The organism is Selenomonadales bacterium 4137-cl (genome assembly GCA_032334055.1).
Taxonomy (GTDB): domain Bacteria; phylum Bacillota; class Negativicutes; order Sporomusales; family UBA7701; genus Anaeroselena; species Anaeroselena agilis.
The window spans coordinates 1,122,109-1,147,374 of sequence record JAUOZS010000001.1 but is presented as its reverse complement, the minus strand read 5'-3'; the positions used below and the strand labels follow the sequence as shown (position 1 = coordinate 1,147,374).

Genomic DNA, 25,266 nt, shown 5'->3' with positions numbered 1-25,266 from the left:
GCTCCTCGGCTGCCATCCTCAGCGTACGTTCGTGTACGCTTCCGGTGTCATCCTCCGGTGCGCCTTGCATCTGGAGCTTTTGAAACGCCTTCCGGCAACTCATTCTAAGGACATAGAACGTAATATCGAAATTACGTTCTCCTGGTAGTCATAATTGCAACTGGTCTTCCAGAGATTAATGCCTTTCCAGCAATTATTGCATGTCCTGTATTTAGTCGGCAAATATTATTTATATACTCTTCTTCCATAAAACTGCTTAGAAAGTCATTACTTGTTTTATCAAATGCTTGAAAAGAAATTATAGTATTACACTGAGACAAAATACTCTTTGTAACATTTGCAGTCCTTTGAGTAACGACAACAACCCCGCACCCATACTTTCGGCCCTGCATTACATACTTGCTAATTTGATTTACTAGGTCACGGTCGGTTGGATTCACCGTGCTGTTCCATTCAGGGATTAATGAATGTGCTTCTTCTATTACTACGCAGACCTTGGGAATAATCTCAGTCTGCGCTGGGTCGTATTGCCTTTGCGCCCATTCATAAGTCCTTCTAATAATTAGAAGTGCACTTTTGACACTTGTAGCAGTAGCAACGGCAAATTCATCGAGAGAGGCTAAAAATACATCAATTTCATTGTCATTAGCAATTATGTGTGCTGGTTTTTCTTTTTGAACGTGTCTCAAATAGTCGCCAGTATTGTCTATGCATATTACTTTTATCCCACCACGAATCAACTCTTCAATAATTGAATATCCCAAACAAGATTTACCACTTCCTGTCACACCTAAAATGGCCGCGTTATGTGTTACTAAATCTGCTTTATCAATTAAAATTGGGTGACCGGTATTAAATGTTCCAACAATCATTTGCCCGCTGTCATTGGCCGAAGTACATGCAGCACCCTCAGGAAATGCTTCGGCCTTGTAAACTAAACTATTAATAGGTGGAACCCAGTTAAAATCCTCAAAACAGTGAGTTGTAGTATCCCAAGTTCCTACTTGAACCGCAATAGCCTGCGTATAACCAAGTACATCTTTACTTACTTTCTCCTCGTGGTCAACAGCATTTACAATCTGGTAAAGTATACCGTTGTTTCTATAATCCACTTGGATAATGTCTTGGTTCTGAATGGCTCCATCATCATAATATAAACATACGATTAACTTCCCTATTTCTGAGCCTCGACCTACAACGCCTATTATTTCGTTTCTTCTACTGTAGATATACGATTCTTTTACTTTAGATACGTCATTAATAATAAAAGCATACTTCTGTCCATCCCAGAATGATGCTTGCCGGTCTAAAATAATTGCTCTGGCCATAAGTTGATTATTCCCTTGGAAGATGTGTAAAACGACCAAATAAAGAACTTTTGATTGATTAAATACGGGCTCGGGGCATATGCCAATAACGCTTGATCTATTTACCTTGCAATTTAGCTCGATTATTACAACACTAGGCCCTTCAAAGCCAGTTACAAATCCACAGTATTCTGGAGTAGAATTACTGGGACTCCATAAATTAATGATTGCCGCGATTATATTATGAGGCTTCATTAAGACTGTTAAAAATAAAAATATCCAGCCAATTAACGGCACGCCTTGTTTACCTGGCTCGACAAATGACAGTATTCCAAGGACAAAAGCAAAAGTGCAAAGTATTTTTGCACTTCCCAGATCTTTAATAATCAAATAAAGCAGTACGGCTAACTCTTCTAATTATAGGATTCGTTTCGAAGGTGCTTTTTTCTATTGACATCAGGAGAATGGATAATAAAAAAACAATACCACATAACCATTGAAGAACTTGCCACCACTCTATATAAGGTGGATTCTTAAGTGTGTATGTGGTAAAAAACAAGGCTACCGCAGAAATAATTGCATCAGTAGGTTTTGTCTGAATATGTTCTATAAGAAAGACGCCGAATACAAGAGATAAGAAACCTGCCTCAAACCAAATTAAATTGTTATCGGTCGGAACGTTTATGTCGCCTGTTATATAGTAGTTAATACATTCCAGAATAAAGAAGAAGATTGCAGAATAAATTACCCTAAGTGGCTTAGTCACATTATTTCACCACCTCATTAATATATTTTGCATCTTCTTCGTAATTTGTCGAATACCTTTCTAATCTTTGACAAAATCACGCATATATAACAAAAGGCTCCCGGATTACTCCGGGAGGTTGTCCGTCCTATTCCCTATTCCGCATTCCCCTTGTACTCGAACTCGACCTCGCCGCCGAGGCGGTGATAATATGCCATCAGTTGCAGCGTTCTCTCCCGCAACCGGTAGCGGTAAGCGCTGCCTTGCTGCACGATGAAGATTGTCCCGGAATTCTTGCTTAGCGCCTTGCTCGTGAGGCGTTGTTCGTTCTCATGGTATTGCAGCCACCCGACCTGCGCTTCGATAAGCAGTTCCTTCTCCTCGTCGTTAAGTTTAAGCAGCAGCTTCTGGTAAATGACGTTCAGTTCCCGGTCCCATAACTTGATATATTTCTTATTAACGTCAGCCATACCGTAGGTAGTGCCGTTCTCCGGGTTGAGCATGTCACGCTTGTAATCCCGGTCAAGGGGATTGCTTTCAAGCGTTTCTCGTAATTGGCCTGTCATGGCATAAGTGTAATACCCCTCGGCAACGCCGCCCAGAGGCAGAGTAAAACCCAAAACCAAAACCAGTAGGAAAACTGTATTTCTCATTTAAATACTCCCAGCTCTCGTCCTCGGAAAAAAATCTCTCCACACCGCATTCTCGGCTTTTATATTCTCCGCAATATCCTCATACTTGATTTCGAACTCCGCGTGGCCCCCCATGAAGTGAGGGGCATCCACGCTAATGCCAAGGGAATCGGGCGTAAAATAACAATAATTGCTTGGCAGTCGCCCTTTCAGGTCCACTTCGTCCGCTTCGTAGAAATGTCTGACTGTATCGTCGACCTTATTAAATGGGGTGCTGTCGATCAGAATCTTTTTCCCGGACAATGCGCCGGGGTGGGGACTGACGGTTCTAATATTCTCGTGCCGGAATTTCTCCACAAAATCCTCATCTATCCGCACAATATCCTTAAGCTTTACCTTTTGCACCTGGACGATATCGATGTTGGTCGTATAGAAGAAATGGTTCGGGTGCGGCGTTCCTTTAACGTATCCCATCCCGCTGTATTGGATGCTCAGCAGGTTGTCACTCTGCCAGGTAATTTTATAGTCGATCGGCAGCGTGAATAGCCTTTTATCCGTGTAATCGATAAACTGGCCTGGTACTGCCTCGCTCCTTATCAAGTCGTTGATTCTGATTTGTCGCTCTTCATCGCCCAGGTTGACGATCTGCGGGTACCGAATGGCTATATCCATTGTGTCATTGTAAGTTATATATGTTTCAGTGATTATCTGATATTCCGTCGGCCAAGTTACCGACTTGTCGGCGGGCCACTTATCATCGTTCCTCTTAAGGACTTCTTGCGCCTCCGACCCGGTCTTCACATCAGGCACCGTGCTCACCCCGGCACTTACCGCCTCTTTCATGCTTCCGCTGGCCCCGGTCAGTAATGCCAGTATTAAAAAAATCGTAACGACGAGGATATTGTTGATCCTCACGCGGTTGCCCTCCCAAAAAAAAATACTAAAATAAAGGGAAAATCGGGCTGGTTTGTATCATTATACCATACAAACCAGCCCGAAAAACATATTCTGCCATTTTGCTCGGTTTTTGTTAATCTTTGATTATCCCCCGAATCTCCCTATGTCGATCTTTTCTTTCCTGGCGGGCCTCGTCCTTATCCCAACGGTTTACGACGTCAGTTATTTTGTCCACGTCTGCGTCGTGGTCCTCTCCTCTCAGACTGTCGACTAACGCGTTCATACGATTCTTTTCCCACCACCGGCCGGCCGCAACCCACGGGTATTTTCTCGCTACATATTCCGCGCCGCCTTCCATTACCTTCTGGTCGCCGACATAATCAGCGAAGTCTTGATACTCGTCTCTTCCTGTAATATGGATAGCCCCACCGCCGATGAACTTTTTGCCGTCTCCTGGATATATATTTCCGATTCCTCTTCTGCCTTCATACATCCGATCAAAGTATGTCTTATCTCCATAATCCAGTTCGGTGTAGGCCTCTCCTTTATTCGTCTCTTTCGCGCACTGCGCGAGGAAATGCCTTATCCGCGCCGGAGTTGTTATGTCGTACTTCCCCAGTACGTTGTTCAGGTCTTTGACCATGTCATCGTTAACGTTCTGCCAGCCGAATGCCTTGAGCTGGTCTGCGCTAACATACTGTTTCGGCTGTTGCGGCGTAACTCCCGTAACCCCGAAAAGCATATCCCCATATGCCCCGCCGTCCGCATACCCGCCCGCGTTGGGGTTGGCGGCTGCCGTGTTCGCCCCTCGCCCGCCGGTGTTAACGTCATTCCCGCCTGCCGTATAGCTCAGCGGCCTATACGTCCCTCCCCGGCTGGGGGAGAAAATATCGGCAACGTTTTTCCAAAATGGTGACTGCCCTGGCACCTTCGACCCCTTAATTTCGAAACCGCCGTTTTCATTCGGCGTAATCTGCCCTGTTTCCGGGTCATACGTAATACCATGCAAATCCGGCTTCATCGTCCTGCTGCCGGGCGGCGCAGGCACGCGCGGTTCAGGTTTCAGCGCAGGCCATTCCTCCTCGTCCTCCCCGTTGTCCCAGCCGTTGAGATAAAACTCCTGCCCCTTGGGAATCACGCTCTCGTCGTACGGCTGGCCGAACATGCGCAGAATCCGCGCCTTCAGCCCCGGGTCCACCGGCCGGTACACCGGCTGCCGCCACTCCGCCTCCCTCCTTCGGCCGCCCTCATCCATCTTCGAAAGCTCCCACTCGATGTCCTCGTCATCCATGCCGTTCAAACTCGGCTCATACCCCAGCGCCTTCATCCTCCTTAAGTACTCTTCCTCTCTCGTCCTCATGTCCTCTCCTCCTCGCCTTCTCGCCGTTATTCGGCATAAATTAAGAAGACCGCCCTCCTCCGGCGGTCTTCTTCACGATACCATCATATCACACCTTTTCGCCCAAACAGTCCACTAAAAGTCCACTTTTCGTCCAAAACGACATTTGTGGGAAACTTTTTTCAAAATAGATTACTCCGGAGCTTTTCCTTCATTATTAGCGATACGCCACAAGAGTTTTCTAATCAAGGACAATCTCCTCCGTCACCACGCGGCGCTCCGGGCCGGCCAGGTACTGCACGACAATGGCGCCGGGCTTTTCCCACTCCACCTTCAGAAACGCTTTTCGGTGCTCCTCTGGCGGTAACGGGGTGAAGTCGCGTATTACCGCCTTAAAATAGCCCTTGTCGTCAAAGATATCACGTATTATTAAACGATACCCGAACGAAATATAAACGACCCGATTGCCGTTCTCGGCCAATACTTCATCATACATGTCCGAGCGTTTCTTAGCTTTGATATCATAATACTCGCTGCTGCTGTTTCCGGGGTGGTATACCTTGCGGATTCGCACGATATTGTCGTTGTACATCGTAACCGTCGGCCTGGTCAAGGGTCGGTCAAAGTAGATTTCTTCCTTTTCCTCGTCGAAAATTCTGATCGTATAGCGGTCGTCTACGTCCTTCGTCACCTTGAAATGCTTTTCGTCCGCCAATGTTTCGACCGGTATGACTATCAGCTTGTAACTTTTACCGTCCCATCTGTACAATTTTAAATCTACTATCAGTTCTTTCCATGGAGAAATATCGCTGGCCCGCACACCGACCGGGGCCCCCTTGATCACAAAATGCCCGACATGATTCAACCTATCGCTATCATCATAATAAGAAATCCCCAGGGTTGCCGACGTGCTCGCGCCATGATAGAACGGGTGGATTAGTTTCCAAACCAAATCCTGCCTACCATCGTTGTTGAGATCCGCCTTGGCTATCGCTATATGGACAGTCTGCTTCGTAATCGCTTCCGCCTTTTCGAAGCTATCTGCGAAGTGTTTCCTTATCAAGCCTCTCTCTTCAGCGAAATCCGTCGTCGAAAAAACCAGCCACTCGATTTTATCCCCGTAAATTTTCATAGACTCAGCCCGGATAATGGCCGAGTAGTCTGGAAGCTCGGGTTTGCTTTTAGCTGCCGCCTCGTTGACGACGGCTTCCTGCTTCCCAGCCGCTGCAAGGGCCTTGTCCATGCCCTGCGCGACAAAAAGGAGCACCGCTCCCATTGCCACGATGACAATAACGACGACGATGCCCCTTTTCACGACACATCCCTCGCTCAACTTCCTATTTTTGTCATTCTTTATCTGGATTATATCCCAATAGTTCCGTCAAATCAAGACCTCCCATATCACTTAAGTAATGGTCCATTGGTTTTCCATTGCCGTCGACAGGAACACCTCTTTTATCCGTTTTATATTGCCCTGGCTTTCCGAAAAGCTGCGGCATCCTGTCAATTCCGCCTAAGTGGCACGCCGCTAATAATCCCGATGCAGTAACCTCAACACCGTGGATTTTTTGCCCGATGTACTTATCGTATCCTCCATCGCAGATATAGCCCCAGATTTTCTTGTTGTACTCTCTGATAGCTTCCTCCTGTGCCCCCGGGCTATTGAGAAAATCCTCGTACGAATTGACCCCGTACGCTTTTGCCTTGTCCGTCCACGTCCCGTTATATAGGTTTTCGCCGCTTTTCTCCTCACCTTCCCCGTAGTTATAAAACCCGGCGTCTATCAACGCTGCGGCACCCAACTGATACTTGCCGAGATAGCTAAATTCATTTTTAGCTTTATAGTTGTTGCTTGATTCCCTCTCACCCAGTTTGTACAAATACCCTGCCAAACCTCGGTTGGTACTCGCATCCTCTGTACCTCCTCCAGCGGTGCTGTTGCCAATCGTCTGCCGCGCACCCTCCGGCAGTGTCATATCCCCATATGCCCCGCCGTCCGCATACCCGCCCGCGTAGGGATTTGCGGCTGCCGTATTCGCACCTCGCCCACCGGTGTTAACGTCATTCCCGCCTGACGTATAGCTCAGCGGCCTATACGCCCCTCCCCGGCTTGGAGAAAATATATCGGCAGCGTTTTTCCAAAACGGCCTTTGCCCCGGCAGCTCCCACCCTTTAATTTCGAAACCGCCGTTTTCATTAGTCGTAATCGTCCTTGTCTCTGGGTCATACGTATTCCCATGCAAATCCGGCTTCATCTTCCATCCCCCGGGCGGCGCGGACACCCTCGGCTCAGGTCGCATTCTAGGCCATTCCTCCTCATCCTCCCCGTTATCCCAGCCGTTGAGATAAAACTCCTGCCCCTTGGGGATCGCGCTCTCGTCGTACGGCTGACCGAACATCCGCAGAATCCGCGCCCTCAGCCCCGGGTCCACCGGCCGGTACACCGGCTGCCGCCATTCCGCCTCCCTCCTTCGGCCGCCCTCATCCATCTTCGAAAGCTCCCACTCGATGTCCTCATCGTCCATGCCATTCAAACTCGGCTCATACCCCAGCGCCTTCATCCTCCTCAAATACTCTTCCTCTCTCGTCCTCATGGCCTCTCCTCCTCGTTTCCTCGCCGGGTTAACGGCGCAAAATTAAGAAGACCGCCCTTCAGCGGTCTCCTTCACGATACCATCATATCACACCATTTCGCCCAAACAGTCCACTAAAAGTCCACTTTTCGTCCAAAACGGCATTTAAATATAAAATATTTTTGCTCGCCCCCCAAGGAGTAGGAGCAAGCAAAAAAATAAGTCACCGAGCCACCCGTTAAACGGGTGGCTCGGGTTAGCCCTGAAAGGGCATGATACTAGCTGAGTCTCAAGACTCACTGAAAGTTTGCCAACCGCATAGCGTTCTCAGTCAGCCCCTTAAGGGGCTGGCTTTTTTATGACCTTTTTACCGGTTCACCCGTGAACGGGTCAATCAATTCTTTAAGGCTCAGTTGGTCGGCAACTATATCCTCTTGCAATTGCTCCCTGATATACTTCTCAATCGCCTCTTTATTTCGCCCTACTGTATCTACAAAGTATCCCCGACACCAAAATTGTCGATTACCATACTTGTATTTCAAGTTCGCATGCCTATCGAATATCATAAGCGAGCTTTTGCCCTTTAAGTACCCCACGAAATACGCTACACTGATTTTGGGCGGTATGCTTACTAGCATATGGATGTGGTCCGGGCATGCATTGGCTTCGAGTATTTCTACCCCTTTATACTCACAAAGCTTTCTGAGTATCACCCCTATATCCGCCTTAATTTTGCCGTAGATGACCTGCCTTCTGTATTTTGGAGCGAAAACTATGTGGTATTTACAGCGCCATTTGCTGTGTGATAGACTTTGAGTATCCATTTTGGATGCGCCTCCTTTGTTATTTATGCGGTCGGCAAACCTGCATATATTTTAACAAAGGAGGCTTTTCTTTCCTCCGCATAGCTATAAGCTTTTTGATACCACCTGCTTAGCAGGTGGTTGCCGCTTACGCAAAACGAAAAATTCCCGGATTTCTCCGGGAATTTTCTAATCGAGGACAATCTCCTCGCTCGCCACCTTATCCTCAATATAGTTAGCTTCCCTCGCCTGGCGGTTCAGTATCATCTTCGATAGCAGTGATTACCACCTCTCTTTTGTGCTCGAAGTTCTTGCCCTCTTTACGCTCGGATATATACGCCTGTTCCAGTGTGAACACTTTCCGCTCCGCTCTCTTTACTATCCAGTTGTCGGGATAAGTGTATTCCATAATGTACTTTACATGGACCTTTAGCTCAGTCAGAATGTAATAGGGTTTTTCTTCGAGGATACGTCCCTTCTTGGTAGAGCTGGCTAATTCGCATTCGACGAGGCGCAGCTTTATCCCCTGGGCGTAGCATTCCTCTATACGTTTCTTCTCGGCCGCATACACCGGTCGGCTGGAGTCGAGGTAGGCCGATACCCACCGGAACCCGTCCGGATGTTTGACCGCCTCCTCCAAAGTCTTCACATAACGTTGCGCTACCTCATCTACATAAAAATTATATGCTTTGGTACTATCTGCTCTTCTCTCTATAATAACAAATCTTTCAAGCGGGGACACTGGCCAAGCGGCCGGCGCAGTCACTGGGACAGAAGGCCCACTCTGTTTCTGTGCCTCGGCCGGCGTCGCAGGCGGCGCCTCTTGCCTCGTCCCGCAGCCGGCGAACATTACCGCTGCAACGCATAGGACCATAAAAAGACCAACCCTCGCCACCGCAAATCACTCCTTAATGACAACGTCGCTGCATATACTAAATTTACCATTCCGGCAATATAATGTAAATCGCATTCAGGTAATTGATTATGCGACAAAAAAAGAAAAGGGGAGCGATGCTCCCCTTTTACTTGTGCTTCCTCTGCAGTTCGAGCGCAGCCTGCGGTTCGTCAATGTTCAGCCGGGTCCAAACACCGAGCAGTTGATCGATCGACGCGCCAAGATACTTTAATGGTTTGCCGATAAGATTATGCTTACGTGCGAAATTTAGGCGTTCCTCTGCTTCTTCTGGACTGAAGAAAGACCTAATAGCTTCTTCGGTAATGTATGGCCCTGTTTTGCTTTCCGTGCTGCCGCTTTCTCTGTATATCGCCTTAATAATCTCCTCTGGATCTTCGTTATTTAGATCGACATACTTGAAAGCGTTCTTAACGACATCCACAGCCCCCTTTGCACCATGGTGCACCGCTCGCGACCATAGAACATTTTTCAGTGCATAACTCTTGCCGTCAAAATCGAAGCCCGTCTCCTTCTTGATAGCCGCCACCGCCGGGTCGTAATACTTTTGCTTCGTGAACGCATACTGCAAATTGAGAAATGCATCCGGATTCTCGGCGGCTATCTTTTGCCATTCGGCGTCGAAGGCCGGGCCGTAATCTTTGCCGTCGGCATTATAGGCTCTCTGCAGCCTTGTATGGACGTCCGGATTATTGGCAGCTAGCCACGTCACGAATTCTGTCGGTACATTGTTCTTTGACGAAAACTGGAACGCTCCGTAAGATTTTCCGCCCGGGTCGCCTTGTCCTCCAGATACAACGCCAGGGTTGCCGCTTGATTCTCCATTTGCACTAAGATACCCTAAATGCTCCCCGCCGGCAATCTGCGGCGGACGATTTTGATCGGTGTTCGTACCTTGCCCTTGATTATTGGCATTCCCGCCCGGCAGTGTCATATCCCCATATGCCCCGCCGTCCGCATACCCGCCCGCGTAGGGATTTGCGGCTGCCGTATTCGTACCTCGCCCACCGGTGTTAACGTCATTCCCGCCTGCCGTGTAGCTCAGCGGCCTATACGCTCCTCCCCTGCTGGGGGAAAATATATCACCGATGCTTTTCCATAATGGTGACTGCCCTGGCACCTTCGACCCTTTAATTTCGAAACCGCCGTTTTCATTAGTCGTAATCGTCCTTGTCTCCGGGTCATACGTAATACCCTGCAAATCCGGCTTCATCTTCCAGCCCCCGGGCGGCGCGGACACCCTCGGCTCAGGTCGCATTCTAGGCCATTCCTCCTCATCCTCCCCGTTGTCCCAGCCGTTGAGATAATACTCCTGCCCCTTGGGGATCGCGCTCTCGTCGTACGGCTGGCCGAACATGCGCAAAATCCGCGCCCTCAGCCCAGGGTCCACCGGCCGGTACACCGTCCGCAGCGGCTGCCGCCATTCCGCCTCCCGCCTCCGGCCACCCTCCTCCATCTTCGCAAGCTCCCACTCAATATCCTCGTCATCCATACCATTCAAACTCGGCTCATACCCCAGCGCCTTCATTCTCCTCAAATACTCATCCTCTCTGTTTCTCGCGTTCATCTTCACTCCACCCTTCTTGCCGTTTTCCGGCATAAAAATAGAAGGCCGCTCCCTTGGCGGTCTTCTTCACGATACCATCATGTCACACCTTTTCGCCCAAACAGTCCACTAAAAGTCCACTTTTCGTCCAAAACAGCATTTTTATATAAAATATTTTTGCTTGCCCCCCGAGGAGCTAGGAGCAAGCAAATAAAAACGAAAAACTCCCGGATTACTCCTGGAGTTTTTATTGGACAACTACTTCCCCGTCCTCGGGAAAAAGTCCCTCCACACCGCATTCTCTGCTTTAATATTCTCTGCTATATCCTCATACTTGATTTCGAACTCCGCGTGGCCCCCCATGAAGTGAGGCGCATACACACTAATGCCAAGGGAATCGGGCGTAAAATAGCAATAATTGCTTGGCAGTCGCCCTTTCTGGTCCACTTCGTCCGCTTCGTAGAAATGTCTGATTGTGTCGTCGACCTTATTGAATGGCGTACTGTCGATCAGAATCTTTTTCCCGGACAGTGCGCCGGGGTGGGGGCTGACGGTTTTTATATTCTCGTGCCGGAATTTCTCCACAAAATCCTCGTCTATCCGCACAATATCCTTCAGTATTACCTTTTTCACCTGGGCAATATCGATGTTGGTCGTATAGAAGAAATGGTTCGGGTGCGGCGTTCCTTTAACGTATCCCATCCCGCTGTATTGGATGCTAAGCAGGTTGTCGCTCTGCCAGGTAATTTTAAAGTCGATCGGTAGCGTGAATAGCCTATTATCCGTGTAATCGTGAAACTGGCCTGGTACTGCCTCACTTCTTATCAAGTCGTTGATTCTGATCTGTCGCTCTTCATCGCCCAGGTTGACGATCTGCGGGTACCGAATGGCTATATCCATTGTGTCATTGTAAGTTATATATGTTTCGGTGATTATCTGATATTTCGTCGGCCAAGTTACCGACTTGTCGGCGCGCCACTTCTCATCATTCCTCTTGAGGTCTTGTTGCGCCACCGACCCGGTTTTCGCATCCGGCACCGTGCTCACCCCGGCACTTACCGCCTCTTTCATGCCTCCGCTGGCCCCGGTCAGTAATGCCAGTATTAAAAAAATCGTAACGACGAGGATATTGTTGATCCTCACGCGGTTGCCCTCCCAAAAAAAATACTAAAATAAAGGGAAAATCGGGCTGGTTTGTATCATTATACCATACAAACCAGCCCATGGTGACTGCCCTGGCACCTTCGACCCTTTAATCTCAAATCCGCCGTTTTCATTCGGCGTAATCGTCCTTGTCGCCGGGTCATACATAATCCCATGCAAATCCGGCTTCATCTTCCAGCCCCCGGGCGGCGCGGACACCCTCGGCTCAGGTCGCATTCTAGGCCATTCCTCCTCACCCTCCCCGTTATCCCCGCCGTTGAGATAAACCTCCTGCCCCTTGGGGATCGCGCTCTCGTCGTACGGCTGGCCGAACATGCGCAGAATCCGCGCCTTCAGCCCAGGGTCCACCGGCCGGTACACCGTCCGCATCGGCTGCAGCGGCTGCGGCTGCCGCCATTCCGCCTCTCGCCTCCGGTCACCCTCCTCCATCTTTTCTCCAGACACGGAGAAACTCCAACGTGATACCCGGCATTGTGGCACCCACACTGCAGCGACGGCCCCGGATGGGCTTTCGTGCCGGGCACGCACTCCTCGCTCTTCACGGTGGGTTTGCCCCAATGTCGGAGACGCCGCCCGGCGTCGGAAAGAAACCGAGAAAGCACCTCTTACATAAAAGCTCCCGGATTTCTCCGGGAGCTCAGCTTGTAGACAAAGCCCGCTTTCAGGCCGCAAGGCCAGGAAGCGGGCTTAGACATGCCGCAAAGATTTTACTAAGTTTGGAAGACAGGGCAGGAAAAACAGTGGGAATAGGCGGCAGCATCCCCCGCTTTCTCTTCCACATCGCCAGTTTCTTTAAATTCATGCAGGCGAAAACAAGCGTGAGGTAATGCTGTACTTTCCTCAAGCCCCGGTGGCGCGTGTAGCGCATCCCATGCTTCTCTTTCGCGTCGGCAAAGACCCGTTCGATGGTCTGCCCCCGCATCCGGTATAAGTCCTGGCCATCTGGCGTGTGCCGGACGTCTTCGGCAATCTCCACATAGCTTTCCCAGATATGCCGGGTTACCACCTTAGTACGGTTTTTGCTTTGCGTGCACCGTAGCCGATCGGAACATCCGGCGCAAACCTGCGGATCGCTTTTGTACTCACGATATCCGTCCCGGTTAGTGGTGGCGTACTTTAGCACCTGATTGTTCGTGCACAGATAGCAATCATAAAATTCGTCATAGACATATTCGTATTTCTTGAAGTAGCCCTTCTTGGTCATCGGCCGCTTATAGGGCATGACGGGCAGCTTGCCGGCCTTGACGATTTCGCGGCATACCCCGGGGGTCTTGTAGCCCGCGTCTACGACAACCGCTTCTATCTCTTCGAACTTTTCGGCTACATCCTCGAATATTTCGGAAAACATCTGGCTATCATGTACATTCCCCGGTGCGGCCTTGACGCCAAGAACAAAGTTGTTCCGATCACAGGCTACCGAGGCGGTATAGGCAAAGCAGCGTTCTTTATCACCCTTATGAAACATGCCGCTTTCCGGGTCGGTGGTGCTTTCTTTGACTTCTTTCTGTTCAGTAGCTTCGCCGCCAGGGTCGTTATCGTCGTCGTCAAAGGGCTCTTTTCCCTGTTCCTGGCGGTCTTCATTGATCTCGATGAACAGGTCGCGTTTATACTTGTGCGCCCGGTGCTGCGCCATCTTCTTTATGTACTTGTTCTTATTGGCGCTGGCTTTCACATGGGTGGCATCGATAAAGGCCGCGTCGGCGCGGATAAAGCCGCATTCGATGGCTTCCGTCAGGATTTTTACGAATATCTTCTCAAACAGGTCGCTTTCTTTGAAGCGTCTTTCGTAGTTTTTACCGAAGGTCGAGAAGTGGGGAATCTTCTCTTGAAAGCCGTAGCCCAAAAACCAGCGGTAGGCAATATTCATTTGCGCTTCGCTGATGGTTTGACGCATGGACCTTATAACGTACAAGACTTGCAGCATAAGCAGCTTTATTAAGACCACCGGGTCGATGCTAGGTCTGCCGGTTCTGTGGCTGTATAAATCTTTTACTTCTTCGTAGATAAAGTCGAAGTTTATGCTGTCGTTTACTGCCCGCAAAAGATGATTCTCGGGAACCAGTTCACTGATGCAGACGAATTCGACCTGGTTGGTTGCCATCCGGTTTTTCTTTTTCAGCATCCTCATCACTCCCGGCGCTTGTCTTCTACCTATATTTTACCGCAAAAACCGGGTGCTTAGGGCCTTTCGTGGCATAAAACAGGGCTGCCGACAATACTTTGTCGACAGCCTGAGCTCCCGGATTTCTCCGGGAGCTTTCCTACTTTATCACCCACGTGCCGTCGACGAGGCGTACCGTTATGCTGTCGAATGGGGTATTGTCTTTGTCCACGGCCTGTATTTCGATTTCACCCCGCGATGCATTTATCATATAATCGTTTTGCGATTTCCAGCCCAGCGAGGAATGGGTAATAACGAAGCCTTTGGGGCCGTTCCGGGTTGCCCATTCGCCTTTTTCCGCGGCGCCAGGCGGGCGCGAATATACTTGCCAACCGCCGTCCGCCAGTTTCCATGTGTATATTTTGATGTATTTATGCTCGGGACCGTAGCGCTTTTCGACAAGCGGGACAAAAAGACCATCCCCGGCAGCGATTATCTCGGCGTACACAAGCTGGCCGATCGCGGTTGTCTGCACCAGGAAATGCAGTTTTTCCGCCATACTCACCTTGTCGCCGGACCGAGTCTGGGCGAAAACGGTCGTCATTGCGCCCATGTCGATTTGGTATGGGCGCAAGATTATAAGCCGGTGGCGTATTTCTCCCGCGCCGACCCAATCGCCGAAAACAAGTGCGAATTGTCCGCCGCCGCCGAGTATATCTTCCGGCTTGGCCGTCAGGCTGTCTTCCTCCTGAAGGGCGGCAAGCAAGGCGGCGTTTATCCTTTCGCCGACGCCGTACCTCTCGTTCGGGCGCAGCGAAGAATGGTAACCGCCCAATTCCGCCCGCAGCGCTTCGATCTTTTGGGAATATGAATCACCGGCCAAGGCGGTGCTTTGGCCTAAGCTGCCGAGAGATAATAAGGCAATTAGCAAGAAAAACAATAAATAAGACCGGAATTTGGTAAACACGGCCTCACATCCTTATGATATTTCCGGATGTAATAACAGCCATATTTACCAATTCCATACATAGAGCTAAAGTCCTTTAGTCCTCACACTATTTACCACTTGTCCCGTTCCTTGATTCCGAGCATCTCTCTTACCTCGGCCGGAGTAAAATAGTCACCTTCGTCCTGCGCTCTGTTAATCAATACCCCAAAATGTAGGTGGGGAGAATCGTTTGCTGTCCCGCTGTAACCGATTACCTGTCCTGGCTCTATTCTGATTATCTGTCCGTCTCCGTCTGCTTTTTCAACGGCAAGTTTAGACATATGGGTATACCATATATACTTCGCTTGCCTTCCATCTTTATAGGTGATTGGCGTATCAAGTTCAATTAACACACTGTAAGGAGTGTCGATTGGTTCCCCCGTCGCTGGATCGTGTCTCTGCCATTTGGTATGTCCTGCCTCAGCGTAAATTACTTTTCCCCCGGCTGCAGCTAAAACCGGAGTTGAGACTGGAGCGCTTATATCCAGACCGCTATCCGAAATATACCCGGCTTCCGTACCGGATGCTATTGGTCTCTGCAACCCGTAGGGTGACAATGCTCCCGCTTCATGAGACGATTTGTGCAAAGATTGAAAATTATCCTGAAGCTTAGTATCAGGCGGCTTCGGCTCTTGATATTTACTCTGGAGTTTCGGCTCAAAGACATATTTTCCATCTGTGCCAATACCCTCTTGCAATCCCGTCTCCCCATCATTCACGCCTGCCGTGTAGCTCAGCGGCCTATACGCATCTCCCCGGCTGGGAGAAAATATATCACCGATGCTTTTCCATAATGGTGACTGCCCTGGCACCTTCGACCCTTTAATTTCGAAACCGCCGTTTTCATTAGTCGTAATCGTCCTTGTCTCCGGGTCATACGTAATACCCTGCAAATCCGGCTTCATCTTCCATCCCCCAGGCGGCGCGGACACCCTCGGCTCAGGTCGCATTCTAGGCCATTCCTCCTCATCCTCCCCGTTATCCCAGCCGTTGAGATAAAACTCCTGCCCCGTGGGGATCGCGCTCTCGTCATACGGCTGGCCGAACATGCGCAGAATCCTCGCCTTCAGCCCGGGGTCAACCGGCCGGTACACCGGCTGCCGCCACTCCGCCGCCCGCCGCCGGTCACCCCCCTCCATCTTCGCAAGCTCCCACTCAATGTCCCCGTCGTCCATCCCCGCCAGACTCGGCTCATACCCCAGCGCCCTCATCCTCCTCAAATACTCTTCCTCTCTCGTCCTCATGGCATCTCCTCCTCGTTTCCTCGCCGTTTTACGGCGTAAAATTAAGAAGACCGCCCTTGGCGGTCTTCTTCACGCTACCATCATATCACACCATTTCGCCCAAACAGTCCACTAAAAGTCCACTTTTCGTCCAAAACGATTTAATGAAAAAATTTTTTCTTGGCTGGTCTAGGGCAAACTTCAGCCCCGCCCCTATCCCCCGCTTCATCCAAATGGTAAAATATGTATATAAACTTACCACGAAAAGGGGGAAATGACCGTGTGGAAAAAAGTGCTGATCGTCGCACTGGCCCTCGTTATCCTATCGGCCGGCACATGCCTCGCTGCCGGGAAAGAGGACGTCTACGTCAACGTCGACGCCCTGCAGCAAAAGCTCCTGGAAATCAACGACTTCATCCACGACAATCCCGAGACCGGCAACAAGGAATTTAAAGCCGCCAACCTTCTCACCCGGACGCTCGAACAAAACGGCTTCAAGGTTGAAACCGGCGTCGCCGGCCTCGAAACAGCCTTCGTAGCCACCTACGTCAACAAAACCGGCGGCCCGACCATCGGCTTCATCTGCGAATACGACGCCCTCGACAAACTCGGCCACGGCTGCGGCCACAACATCATCGCCTCCGCCGGCGTCGGCGCCGGCATCGCCCTCGCCAAAAGCCTCGGCGACCGCCCCGCCACCATCGTCGTCTACGGCACCCCCGCCGAAGAAACCACCAGCGGCAAACTCCCCATGGTCGCCGCCGGCCTCTTCGACAGGCTCGACGTCGCCCTCATGACCCACCCCGGCGACCGCACCACCGTAGGCGCCAAATCCCTTGCCCTCAACCTCATCGACTTCATCTTCGAAGGCAAAGCCTCCCACGCCGCCGCCTCGCCCGAAAAAGGCATCAGCGCCCTCGACGGCGTCATGATGCTCTTCAACGGCATCGAATACCTGCGCGAACACGTCCGCTCCGACGTCCGCATCCACGGCATCGTCACCGACGGCGGCGCCGCCGCCAACATCGTCCCCGAGCGGGCCGCCGCCCGCTTCTACGTCCGCAGCGCCGACCGCGGCTATCTCGACACCGTCGTCGAGCGCGTCCACAACATCGCCAACGGCGCGGCCATGATCACCGGCACCAAAGTAACCATCAAACAAATCAAAGCCTACGACAACAAAGTCATCCTCGAAAGCCTCAGCGAACTCCTCCTCGAAAACGCCAAAGCCGCCGGCGCCAGGCAGATCCTACCCCCGCCCCAGAGCACCGGCTCCACCGACTTCGGCTCCGTAACCTTCCGCGTCCCCGGCGCCGAACTTGGCATCGCCTTCGTACCCGTCGGCACCCCCGCCCACTCCCAGGCCTACGTCCAGGCCGGCGCCACCCCCGCGGGCCACGAAGCCGTAGTCGTCGCCGCCAAAACGCTTGCGGCGTCAGGCTACGACCTCATAACCGACCCTGAACTCCTCAAAAAAATCAAAGCCGAATTCGCGGCCACCAAAGCGCCCCAAAACTAACCGGCCAAAACAGCTAAAGGCGGGGACTCCCCCCGCCTTCCTCTTTCCCCGATAACCGTTCCTATCCCTTTTCCTCCGCCCTGCTGAGGCTCACTACCCCCGTTCCCAGGCTGACCCCGGCCAGCACCAGCACCAGCGCCACCAGGTGATTCCACTGCAAATCCTCGCCCAGCCACAGCGCCGCCGTAAACACCCCCACCACCGGGATGCCGTTCTGGAACAGCGTCGTAGTCGACGCCCCTGCCTGCTTGATCCCCATATTCCACCATACCGCGCCCAGAGCGGTATTCACGAAACTCGAAAACAGCAGCACAGCCACCGGTGCCGGCGCAAACGCCCCCTCGTAATACCACGCGTCATTCACGAACAGGCCGAGCACAATCAGCAAGCCCGACCCCATCAACATACTGTAGGCCGTCACCAGCAGCGGCGAAACCAGCGCCGTGCCGCGCTTGATAAACAGCGTCCCGGTCACAAACGCCAGCATCGACCCGAACATCACCATATCGCCGGCCAGACTCGCCGTCCCCCGCGTATCGCCGCCCACCACCAGCACCACCCCACCGAACCCCAGCACAATCCCCAGCACCTTCTGCCAGGTAAAGGGCTCGTGCAAAAGGCGGCTCGCCAGCAGCGCCACGAACAGCGGGCTCAATCCGAGGATGAGCGCCGCGTGGGTACCGCTCGTCACCGACACCCCCCACGACATCGTAGTCTGGTGAAGGAAAATCGTGAAGACCGCCGACCCGCCAGCCATCAACCACGCCTCGCGCGAAAGCCTATGATACCCGTGCCTATACATCACGACCGGAAACAGCAGCAGCACCGCCAGCGTCAGACGGATCGGCGCCAGCGCGAGCGGCGGAAAAAACTTCGTCAGATACTTGATCATTATCACATTTACTCCCCACAGCGTAGCCACCATGGCCAGCAGCAGGAAAATTCCGCAATTCGTCCGCTTAGCGTCCAGACTCGTTCACCCCTGTATCATTTTACCTTCGCCCGTCAGGCGGCTCACATATACTTCCACACCCCGGCCGCCTTACCCTGCGCCCCGCCAAACATTCTCCCCCTCACAGCCGAACGAGAAAGCCGCAACGTCAGTTGCGGCTTTCTCGTTAAACCTTACTTCAGCGGCTTCGCCAGCGTATCGGCCGCCAGGCACGCCATCAGCGCCGCCGCCAGCGGCAGCGCCTCCTCGTTAATATCGAAGCGGAAATCGTGATGTCCGGCCGCCAGTTCGGTCCCGACCATCACATACGCCGCCAGGCCGCCGCGCTTCTGCACCCGCTCCATCAGAAACGTGCAATCCTCGCTGCCGCCGATATTACCGGCCGGCAAAATCTCGGCAAACAGCCCGCTGCGCACAGCCACCTCGCGCACGCGCTCAACCAGCGCCGCGTCGCTCTCGCAGCCGGCCGCGCCGCCCATCTCGGTCATAGCCACCTTCACATCGTACATCGCAGCCGCGGCCTTGACGATCCGCACCGCCTCCGCGAACACATACTCGTTTATCGCGCTCGTCGTTCCCCGCGTCTCCAGCTTCAGCACCGCGTTCGCGGGAATGACATTGCGGCCCGTCCCGGCCTGCAGCACGCCCACGTTCACCCGCGAAGCCCCTTCGCTGTGGCGGGAAATCGCGTGCAGATTAAGGGCCGCCGTCGCCGCCGCCAGCAGAGCGTTCTTGCCCGTCTCCGGCGCCGCCCCCGCGTGGGCCGGCACCCCGGTGAACGCCGCGTCCAGCTTCGTCGTCGCCAGGAACCCGACAGTATTGCAGGCCATCTGGCCGGTCTTCCGCAGGTTAACGCCCAGATGCATGCCGAAAATTACATCCGCGTCATCCACCACACCGGCGTCCATCATCGCCTTCGCGCCGCGGACCCCTTCCTCGGCCGGCTGGAAAATCAGCTTCACCGAACCCGGCAGCTCACCCTTCAGCGCGGCCAGCACCTCGGCCACCGCCAGGCCCACGGCCGTGTGAGCGTCATGCGCGCAGGCGTGCATCGCGCCCTTATTTACCGACGCGAAACCCTCGCGGTACGGCCGGTGTCCGTCCTCCTCCGCCTCCACCGCGTCGTTGGCGTCCATATCGAAACGAAGCGCCACCGTCGGCCCCGGCTTGGCGAACTTCATCGTCCCCACCACACCGGTCTTGCCGCCCTTCATCTTCGCCACCCAGGCGGGGTCAGCCCCCTGGGCCAGCGCCCGCTCCGCCTGGCGCTCCAGCTCCGCGGCACTCGGCAGGCCCATCATGCTCCCGGCCGCCATCACCTCGTCGCCGGCCTTCACCTCATAGCCCAGCTCAGTCAGCGCTTCAGCCACCTTGGACGCAGTGCGGAACTCCGTCCAGGCCACCTCGGCGTAATGGTGGAAATCGCGCCGCCGTTCAATCATCTTATCCTTCAGCTTATTCGACAACTCGATGATCTTCCTGTCCATCGTCGGGCCCCTTTCTTATCGCTTACAGCAAAATAAACATTACCACGATCGCTGCCAGCACCATCGCCGGCCAGTTGCGGCGCGTGATCTCCATCGGATTGATGCCGGCCAGCCCCGCGCACACGATCGCCGCACCAGCCACCGGCGACATCGACCGTCCCAGTGCGCCGGTCAGGAAAGCCGTCGATCCCATCGGCAGAATATCGAAACCGAACTGCTTGGCATGCGGCGTAATCGCCCCGTTGAACGCCAGCGTCGCCGCATCCCCCGAGCCGGACAGCACCGCCACGATGAACGGCCCGAAAGTCGCCGCAATCTTCGCGATACTCTCCGAATGCTTCATGAAATCGATCAGCGCGCCCGTGAGGCCGATGAGCTTCATCCCCTCGTTGAACACCGCCGCGCCGATAATAATGCCGATAACACTCGCGTACGCCTCGCCCATACCGGCAAAAAATTGCTTGGAAGTATCCTGCGAGGTAGCGGTCCGCAAATTTACCAGGAAACCGAGGAATACGCCGATAATCATCGCTTCGGGCACCGTAAAGGCATGGATCAACTTGAAAGCCGGCACGGAGGGAACCAGCTTGCCGAGGCTGCCCGCCACCAGCATCAGCAAAGGAACGACCGGCACAATAGCCTTAACTATATTAACCTTAAAATCATCCACGCCGCCCACGGCAAGAGCCGCGCCCTCATAGCCGCGGTCCTCCTTGCGCAGCATCGCCACCGCAGTCAGCACCACGGCGACCACCACCATCCCGGCCAGCGCCGCTGTAGTGTGCCCGCCGATGACCACCATCGGATCGGAAATATTGGCCAACTTCGCGATATACGGATTGTGCATATTGCCGGGATTGAACGCGCTGCCCCACGTGCCGGCCAGCACCGCGCTGGCCGCGATCGCCGGATGCACGCCGGCGCCCATCAGCGTCGGAATCAGAATCGCCCCCACCGCCGCCGCGCAACCCGCCGCACTCGGCAGAGCGATATTGATCAGGAAAGTCACCAGCACCGCGCCGGGGATTAAAACTGCCCGCGCCTTTGTCAGCGGCGCCGCCAGCAGATGAACGAGATGCGCGTCGCACTTCGTATACTTCATCACGAACGCGAAACCCATTACCGTAGAGATTACCGGCACCAGACCGCCGTTGACCATCGCCTTCTGGAAAGCGGCAAACGCCGCCCACGGCTGTTGCGACAACAACGCCATCAACACCCCGGACAAAAAGAGTACCATCCTTGTCTCGTACCGCTTGATGATTGCCACGAACGTAAGAATTACAATCAATCCGCCAAGCCAGACCATACTACACCTCCTAAATTTATCGGCCTTGCAACTCTTATATATTCAAGCGGACCGAGGCGATTCCTTCTTCTCCCTTCCCCGGCACCGAACAAAATCCACTAACATATTATGTAATATAATGTAAACGATTGTAAAGTTGGGCTTTTACGCGGCAAATCAGTCTATTGATGACCATTCCAACCGCACCGGAACCTCCCTCCTAAAGTAAGCATATTATGTAAAAAAAGACAGTCGCCGCAAAGGAGGTGTTTACCTTGTACCAGCGCCCCTATCCCCTCTGGGAAGACCCCGAAATCGACGAATGGCGTGAAAACTACCCTGACGAATACGCCCCCCGCTGCTTCCCCATCATCGCCATAGGCACCATCGGCATCGTCGGCGCCGTAGCCTTATGCCGGCCCCGCCAGGGCTGCTACCCCTACGGCTGCTACCCATACCGCTGCTACCCCTATCGGTCCTGCACCCCCACTCACATCTGCTATCCCCGCCGCGCCTGCCTCCCCACCGCTGGCTAGGCCTACGCCCGTCGATCCTTTAGCCGGTCAGGCCGCGCTGCATCCGACGATCGAACGAGCCCGCGTTTCGGCGCACGGCACCGGCCCTTTGCCGCCTTCACCGGAATAACCGCCCCGCCGCCCCGCCATAATATCCGGTGAAAGGATGTGACGCCATGCGCAAAGACCAGCGCAGCCTGGAAAGCAAAATCGGCGATCCCGACACCGCCTACATCGTCATCTACCCCGACCCTGGCATCGACATCACCGCCTTCACCGACGACCTCCGCGGCCTGCTCAACAGCTACCACGTCCACGGCCAGGGCTGGACCATCGGCTCCAACATCGAGCTTGACGGTCAGCCTTTGGTCGGCGAGCGCCTCGACCATCCGGGAATATAGCCTGCGGCTGTCTATCAGACAAAAGCCGTTCCATATTAGGAACGGCTTTTCTACGTACACACCCGGTTGCGTCCCTGCTCCTTCGCGCGATACAGAGCCTCGTCGGCCTTCTTCAGCGCCTCGGCCGGCGTCCCTTGCCGCCCCCCGCCCTCCGCCGCCCCGATGCTCACCGCCACCGCAACCCGCTTCGCCGCCCCCGTGCCGCGGACCACGAACGCCCGCGCCGCGATCCGCTGCCGCACCTCCTCCAGGCATGGCCGCGCCTCCTCCAGGCCCATCCCCGGAAACACGACCACGAATTCCTCGCCCCCATAGCGGAACGACCGCCCGCCTCCGGGCACCTCCATCACCATCGCCGCCACCAGCCGCAGTACATCGTCGCCCACGTCGTGGCCGTATTTGTCGTTCAGCTTCTTGAAAAAGTCGACATCCACCATCGCGACCGTAAACCGGTCCCCCAGCCGGGACAGTTCCTCCTGCAGCGCCCGTCGCGACGGCAGCCCCGTCAGCTCGTCGCGATACGCGATCGAATACGAATCCTGGATCGCCGCCACCGTCAGCATCGCCGCCGCAGCCGCGAAGAAAAGCGGTAGCGCCGCCGGCTCGCGGAAATGGAACGCCGCCGCCACCGCCGGCAACACATACAAAAGCGCGCCCTCCACCGGCGCCGGGCGCCTTATTCTCTTCAGCGCCAGCACTATGGCCGCCGCCACGGTCAGCGCCGCCGCCGTTCGCGGCAACGCCGTAATCCCCGCCAACGCCAGCGAATCGCGACCGATGAACGCGGCCACGTCCCTGTCTTGGGAGGCGATCAGCACCGCCGCCACCAAAATCTCCGCAGCCACCGCCGCCAGCCTGGCCCGCCCTGCCGGCGTAACCAGCCCTTTCTCCCCCAGCAGCGAAACCAGCAGGATATTCAACGGCAACAAAACCGCCGCGCAATAAAAAACCGCGGCCTGATACAGTCGGGCGTCGAAACCGGCCGGAACCGGCAGATTCAACACCGTCTCCACCAGCGCCAGCAGCAGCAGCACAACAAAAACCCGGCTGCGGTTGAAGCCGGCGCTCAGCGCCATCCCCACCGCCGCCAGGATATAGGAAGCCATCGTCAACATCCCCGAAGCCGCCGCCGGCAGCGCCGCCCGTTGCCAGAAAACCAGCGCCGCCGTCGCCAACAGCGCCAGCGGCATGGTCAAAAACCGCCCCGCCAGCTCCCGCCACCTGCTCCGTTTCACGTCCGCCCGCCGGCGGTTATTAGCAATCCTCATATATCCTCGCATCTCCCGGGAAAAACCGTCTGCCAACCGGTACTACACACCGATCTCTGCAGTAAAGAAGGAAACACAATATCCACGCGCCGGGCGGGAACATCCTTTTCCCTGCCCAGCACCGTGACAAGCTTCATCCCGAAGTTTGTTTTGTTCCTTTATTTTTTCTGCGTAACCGGGCCAATTACCTGCCCGCCCGAGAAGGTTCCTCCCGGCGGCGCGTCGCTGCCGCCCCCTTTACCCCTCCGCCGCGTCTCCTGCGGCGGAGAGGCGCATCGGCATCCGCCGCAGTAATTTGTAAGATAAATTATGTTAATCGTATTACACTCATCGATACTTTGTCATAAATTTGTCACAAATGCTGGTTACAATTAGTAACAAAGGAAAGGGGGCGGCAAAGTGAAGAAATTTTTCCTCATGTCTCTCATCGTACTGGTAATATCCCTGACGGCGACCGCGAGCGCCGACGCCAGACACCATCCCGGGCGCAACCACGACTGGTCCCACGCCAAGTACCGCAACAGCAGCTGGCATCATACCCGCCACAGCGAAATAACCATCTCCTGGCACCAGCACCGCAATTATTACCCGCCGGCCAGATACCGCATGGAGCGCATCCATGACCGCGGCTGGCACGACCGCTTCCCCGGCCTGCGCGCCTATCGCTGGCACGACCGGCATAGCGAAGGCTTCTGGTACCGCGGTCATCGCGTTACCGAAGGCGTATTCTTCTACAACGACGCCGACGAACTGGTCAGCATCGGCTTCATGCACAACGGCGCCTTCATCTTCATCCGCGATGACAACACCGACTACGAAAACCGCGACAGCTTCTTCATCTCCTGGTGGAACAGGCGCTGACGATTCTTTTCCCCTCCAAAAACCATTCCCCTTCGGGAAGGCCGACTGCCTTCCCCTTTCCTTTTTGCGGCTAAAAAGGATTTTCTTCGCATTATACAGAATTTTTAGATAAAACCACAAACGGAGGCGATCACACGTGAACATCGTCTACGCCCTTATCGGCCCGCCCGCCTGCGGCAAATCCACCATCGCCAGAGAACTCTCCCGATACGGCGTTCCGGAAATCGTCAGCTACACCACCCGCCCCCCGCGCCCCGGCGAACAGGACGGCGTCGACTACCGCTTCATCGACAAAGACACCTTCGCCAAAACCGAACTAATCGAAAAAATCGCCTACTCGGGCCATTTTTACGGCCTCGGCAAAAAAGACGTATTGAACATCATCGAGAAAAACCCCGTCTCCGTCGTCGGCGTCGACCGCAACGGCCTCGAGCAGCTCAAAAAACTTCTCGGTCAGCGGGTTATATCGATATTCATCCTCATCGACGAAGGCACCGTCATCGACCGCGTGATCGCGCAGGGGGGCGACCTCGCAGCCGTCCGGGCAAAAATCGACTACGCCAAAGCCGCCGGGGAATTCGACAACTGGCAGATCGCCGACCACGTCGTCAAGAACACCGGTCCCCTCGAAAACGCCGTCCGCCAGGTAATGGCGATAATGAAACTCGTCGACCTCCAGCCGGTGACTCCACCACAACAATAACGCCTATCAAAAAACATCATTTATAAATTAAAGCCAAAGAA

Annotated in this window: 23 protein-coding genes and 1 pseudogene; 5 read left to right on the top strand and 19 right to left on the bottom strand. The window is 53.9% G+C overall.

What is annotated here, in order from left to right:
- Nucleotides 1-131 precede the first annotated feature (131 nt).
- From Q4T40_05860 to Q4T40_05790, 15 genes and pseudogenes are all read right to left on the bottom strand, one after another.
- Complete coding sequence (locus Q4T40_05860) at nt 132-1,697, bottom strand: DUF87 domain-containing protein (GenBank protein ID MDT8900763.1); 1,566 nt, start codon at nt 1,695-1,697, stop codon at nt 132-134.
- On the bottom strand, nt 1,687-2,073 hold the full coding sequence (locus Q4T40_05855; protein ID MDT8900762.1) for a hypothetical protein: 387 nt from the start codon (nt 2,071-2,073) through the stop codon (nt 1,687-1,689). The genes Q4T40_05860 and Q4T40_05855 overlap by 11 nt, the downstream gene beginning before the upstream one ends.
- 134 nt (nt 2,074-2,207) lie before the next feature.
- A complete protein-coding gene (locus Q4T40_05850) occupies nt 2,208-2,705 on the bottom strand; it encodes a lysozyme inhibitor LprI family protein (protein ID MDT8900761.1) in 498 nt (165 codons plus the stop codon).
- Nucleotides 2,706-3,599 carry a hypothetical protein gene (locus tag Q4T40_05845; protein MDT8900760.1) on the bottom strand — a complete coding sequence of 298 codons (894 nt, stop codon included), beginning with the start codon at nt 3,597-3,599 and terminating at the stop codon, nt 2,706-2,708.
- A 115-nt stretch (nt 3,600-3,714) separates the two neighbouring features.
- Nucleotides 3,715-4,941, bottom strand: a complete 1,227-nt coding sequence (locus Q4T40_05840) for a hypothetical protein (GenBank protein MDT8900759.1) — start codon at nt 4,939-4,941, stop codon at nt 3,715-3,717.
- A 220-nt stretch (nt 4,942-5,161) separates the two neighbouring features.
- A complete protein-coding gene (locus Q4T40_05835; protein MDT8900758.1) occupies nt 5,162-6,235 on the bottom strand; it encodes a hypothetical protein in 1,074 nt (357 codons plus the stop codon).
- Between the two features lie 31 nt (nt 6,236-6,266).
- Entirely contained in the window at nt 6,267-7,514 is a 1,248-nt protein-coding gene (locus Q4T40_05830) for a hypothetical protein (GenBank protein ID MDT8900757.1), read from the bottom strand.
- Nucleotides 7,515-7,849: 335 nt separating this feature from the next.
- Nucleotides 7,850-8,317 (bottom strand): IS200/IS605 family transposase, encoded by a 468-nt coding sequence (gene tnpA, locus Q4T40_05825; protein ID MDT8900756.1) that lies wholly within the window; start codon nt 8,315-8,317, stop codon nt 7,850-7,852.
- A gap of 214 nt (nt 8,318-8,531) precedes the next feature.
- Nucleotides 8,532-9,191 (bottom strand): hypothetical protein, encoded by a 660-nt coding sequence (locus Q4T40_05820; protein MDT8900755.1) that lies wholly within the window; start codon nt 9,189-9,191, stop codon nt 8,532-8,534.
- A 127-nt stretch (nt 9,192-9,318) separates the two neighbouring features.
- The gene (locus tag Q4T40_05815) at nt 9,319-10,776 is read right to left on the bottom strand and encodes a hypothetical protein (GenBank protein ID MDT8900754.1); all 1,458 of its coding nucleotides are present in this window, start codon (nt 10,774-10,776) and stop codon (nt 9,319-9,321) included.
- Nucleotides 10,777-11,013: 237 nt separating this feature from the next.
- Nucleotides 11,014-11,898 carry a hypothetical protein gene (locus Q4T40_05810; protein MDT8900753.1) on the bottom strand — a complete coding sequence of 295 codons (885 nt, stop codon included), beginning with the start codon at nt 11,896-11,898 and terminating at the stop codon, nt 11,014-11,016.
- Nucleotides 11,899-11,922: 24 nt separating this feature from the next.
- Nucleotides 11,923-12,363: a hypothetical protein gene (locus Q4T40_05805; protein ID MDT8900752.1), complete on the bottom strand. Its 441-nt coding sequence runs from the start codon at nt 12,361-12,363 to the stop codon at nt 11,923-11,925.
- 331 nt (nt 12,364-12,694) lie between these two features.
- A pseudogene (locus Q4T40_05800) lies at nt 12,695-14,041 on the bottom strand (IS1182 family transposase).
- A 139-nt stretch (nt 14,042-14,180) separates the two neighbouring features.
- On the bottom strand, nt 14,181-14,987 hold the full coding sequence (locus Q4T40_05795) for a hypothetical protein (protein ID MDT8900751.1): 807 nt from the start codon (nt 14,985-14,987) through the stop codon (nt 14,181-14,183).
- Nucleotides 14,988-15,079: 92 nt separating this feature from the next.
- The gene (locus Q4T40_05790) at nt 15,080-16,252 is read right to left on the bottom strand and encodes a M23 family metallopeptidase (GenBank protein MDT8900750.1); all 1,173 of its coding nucleotides are present in this window, start codon (nt 16,250-16,252) and stop codon (nt 15,080-15,082) included.
- A 259-nt stretch (nt 16,253-16,511) separates the two neighbouring features.
- Between Q4T40_05790 and Q4T40_05785 the strand changes: the two genes are divergently transcribed.
- Nucleotides 16,512-17,750 carry a M20 family metallopeptidase gene (locus Q4T40_05785; protein MDT8900749.1) on the top strand — a complete coding sequence of 413 codons (1,239 nt, stop codon included), beginning with the start codon at nt 16,512-16,514 and terminating at the stop codon, nt 17,748-17,750.
- A gap of 61 nt (nt 17,751-17,811) precedes the next feature.
- Here the strand turns inward: Q4T40_05785 and Q4T40_05780 are convergent, their stop codons facing one another.
- The 3 genes from Q4T40_05780 to dcuC all read right to left on the bottom strand — a co-directional run bounded on the left by Q4T40_05780 (nt 17,812) and on the right by dcuC (nt 21,498).
- Nucleotides 17,812-18,675, bottom strand: coding sequence for a DMT family transporter (locus tag Q4T40_05780; protein ID MDT8900748.1), 864 nt, complete (start codon nt 18,673-18,675; stop codon nt 17,812-17,814).
- 200 nt (nt 18,676-18,875) lie between these two features.
- Complete coding sequence (locus tag Q4T40_05775) at nt 18,876-20,189, bottom strand: amidohydrolase (GenBank protein MDT8900747.1); 1,314 nt, start codon at nt 20,187-20,189, stop codon at nt 18,876-18,878.
- A 22-nt stretch (nt 20,190-20,211) separates the two neighbouring features.
- Entirely contained in the window at nt 20,212-21,498 is a 1,287-nt protein-coding gene (gene dcuC / locus Q4T40_05770; protein ID MDT8900746.1) for a C4-dicarboxylate transporter DcuC, read from the bottom strand.
- A gap of 254 nt (nt 21,499-21,752) precedes the next feature.
- Between dcuC and Q4T40_05765 the strand changes: the two genes are divergently transcribed.
- Both Q4T40_05765 and Q4T40_05760 read left to right on the top strand, forming a co-directional pair.
- Nucleotides 21,753-22,013 carry a hypothetical protein gene (locus Q4T40_05765; GenBank protein ID MDT8900745.1) on the top strand — a complete coding sequence of 87 codons (261 nt, stop codon included), beginning with the start codon at nt 21,753-21,755 and terminating at the stop codon, nt 22,011-22,013.
- Between the two features lie 155 nt (nt 22,014-22,168).
- Nucleotides 22,169-22,393 (top strand): hypothetical protein, encoded by a 225-nt coding sequence (locus tag Q4T40_05760; protein ID MDT8900744.1) that lies wholly within the window; start codon nt 22,169-22,171, stop codon nt 22,391-22,393.
- Between the two features lie 50 nt (nt 22,394-22,443).
- Here the strand turns inward: Q4T40_05760 and Q4T40_05755 are convergent, their stop codons facing one another.
- On the bottom strand, nt 22,444-23,661 hold the full coding sequence (locus Q4T40_05755; GenBank protein MDT8900743.1) for a GGDEF domain-containing protein: 1,218 nt from the start codon (nt 23,659-23,661) through the stop codon (nt 22,444-22,446).
- Nucleotides 23,662-24,060: 399 nt separating this feature from the next.
- On the opposite strand from Q4T40_05755, the gene Q4T40_05750 reads away from it, so the two are divergent.
- Together Q4T40_05750 and Q4T40_05745 are read left to right on the top strand one after the other, a co-directional pair.
- Complete coding sequence (locus Q4T40_05750; protein ID MDT8900742.1) at nt 24,061-24,522, top strand: hypothetical protein; 462 nt, start codon at nt 24,061-24,063, stop codon at nt 24,520-24,522.
- A 136-nt stretch (nt 24,523-24,658) separates the two neighbouring features.
- Nucleotides 24,659-25,225 (top strand): hypothetical protein, encoded by a 567-nt coding sequence (locus Q4T40_05745; protein ID MDT8900741.1) that lies wholly within the window; start codon nt 24,659-24,661, stop codon nt 25,223-25,225.
- Nucleotides 25,226-25,266: the final 41 nt, after the last annotated feature.

Coding starts and splice junctions, on each gene's coding strand:
- tnpA (MDT8900756.1), bottom strand. CDS start 8,317: ATGGATACTCAAAGTCTATCACACAGCAAATGGCGCTGTAAATACCAC.
- dcuC (MDT8900746.1), bottom strand. CDS start 21,498: ATGGTCTGGCTTGGCGGATTGATTGTAATTCTTACGTTCGTGGCAATC.
- Q4T40_05760 (MDT8900744.1), top strand. CDS start 22,169: ATGCGCAAAGACCAGCGCAGCCTGGAAAGCAAAATCGGCGATCCCGAC.
- Q4T40_05755 (MDT8900743.1), bottom strand. CDS start 23,661: ATGAGGATTGCTAATAACCGCCGGCGGGCGGACGTGAAACGGAGCAGG.
- Q4T40_05830 (MDT8900757.1), bottom strand. CDS start 7,514: ATGAGGACGAGAGAGGAAGAGTATTTGAGGAGGATGAAGGCGCTGGGG.
- Q4T40_05780 (MDT8900748.1), bottom strand. CDS start 18,675: ATGGTGGCTACGCTGTGGGGAGTAAATGTGATAATGATCAAGTATCTG.
- Q4T40_05850 (MDT8900761.1), bottom strand. CDS start 2,705: ATGAGAAATACAGTTTTCCTACTGGTTTTGGTTTTGGGTTTTACTCTG.
- Q4T40_05775 (MDT8900747.1), bottom strand. CDS start 20,189: ATGGACAGGAAGATCATCGAGTTGTCGAATAAGCTGAAGGATAAGATG.
- Q4T40_05790 (MDT8900750.1), bottom strand. CDS start 16,252: ATGAGGACGAGAGAGGAAGAGTATTTGAGGAGGATGAGGGCGCTGGGG.
- Q4T40_05815 (MDT8900754.1), bottom strand. CDS start 10,776: ATGAACGCGAGAAACAGAGAGGATGAGTATTTGAGGAGAATGAAGGCG.
- Q4T40_05840 (MDT8900759.1), bottom strand. CDS start 4,941: ATGAGGACGAGAGAGGAAGAGTACTTAAGGAGGATGAAGGCGCTGGGG.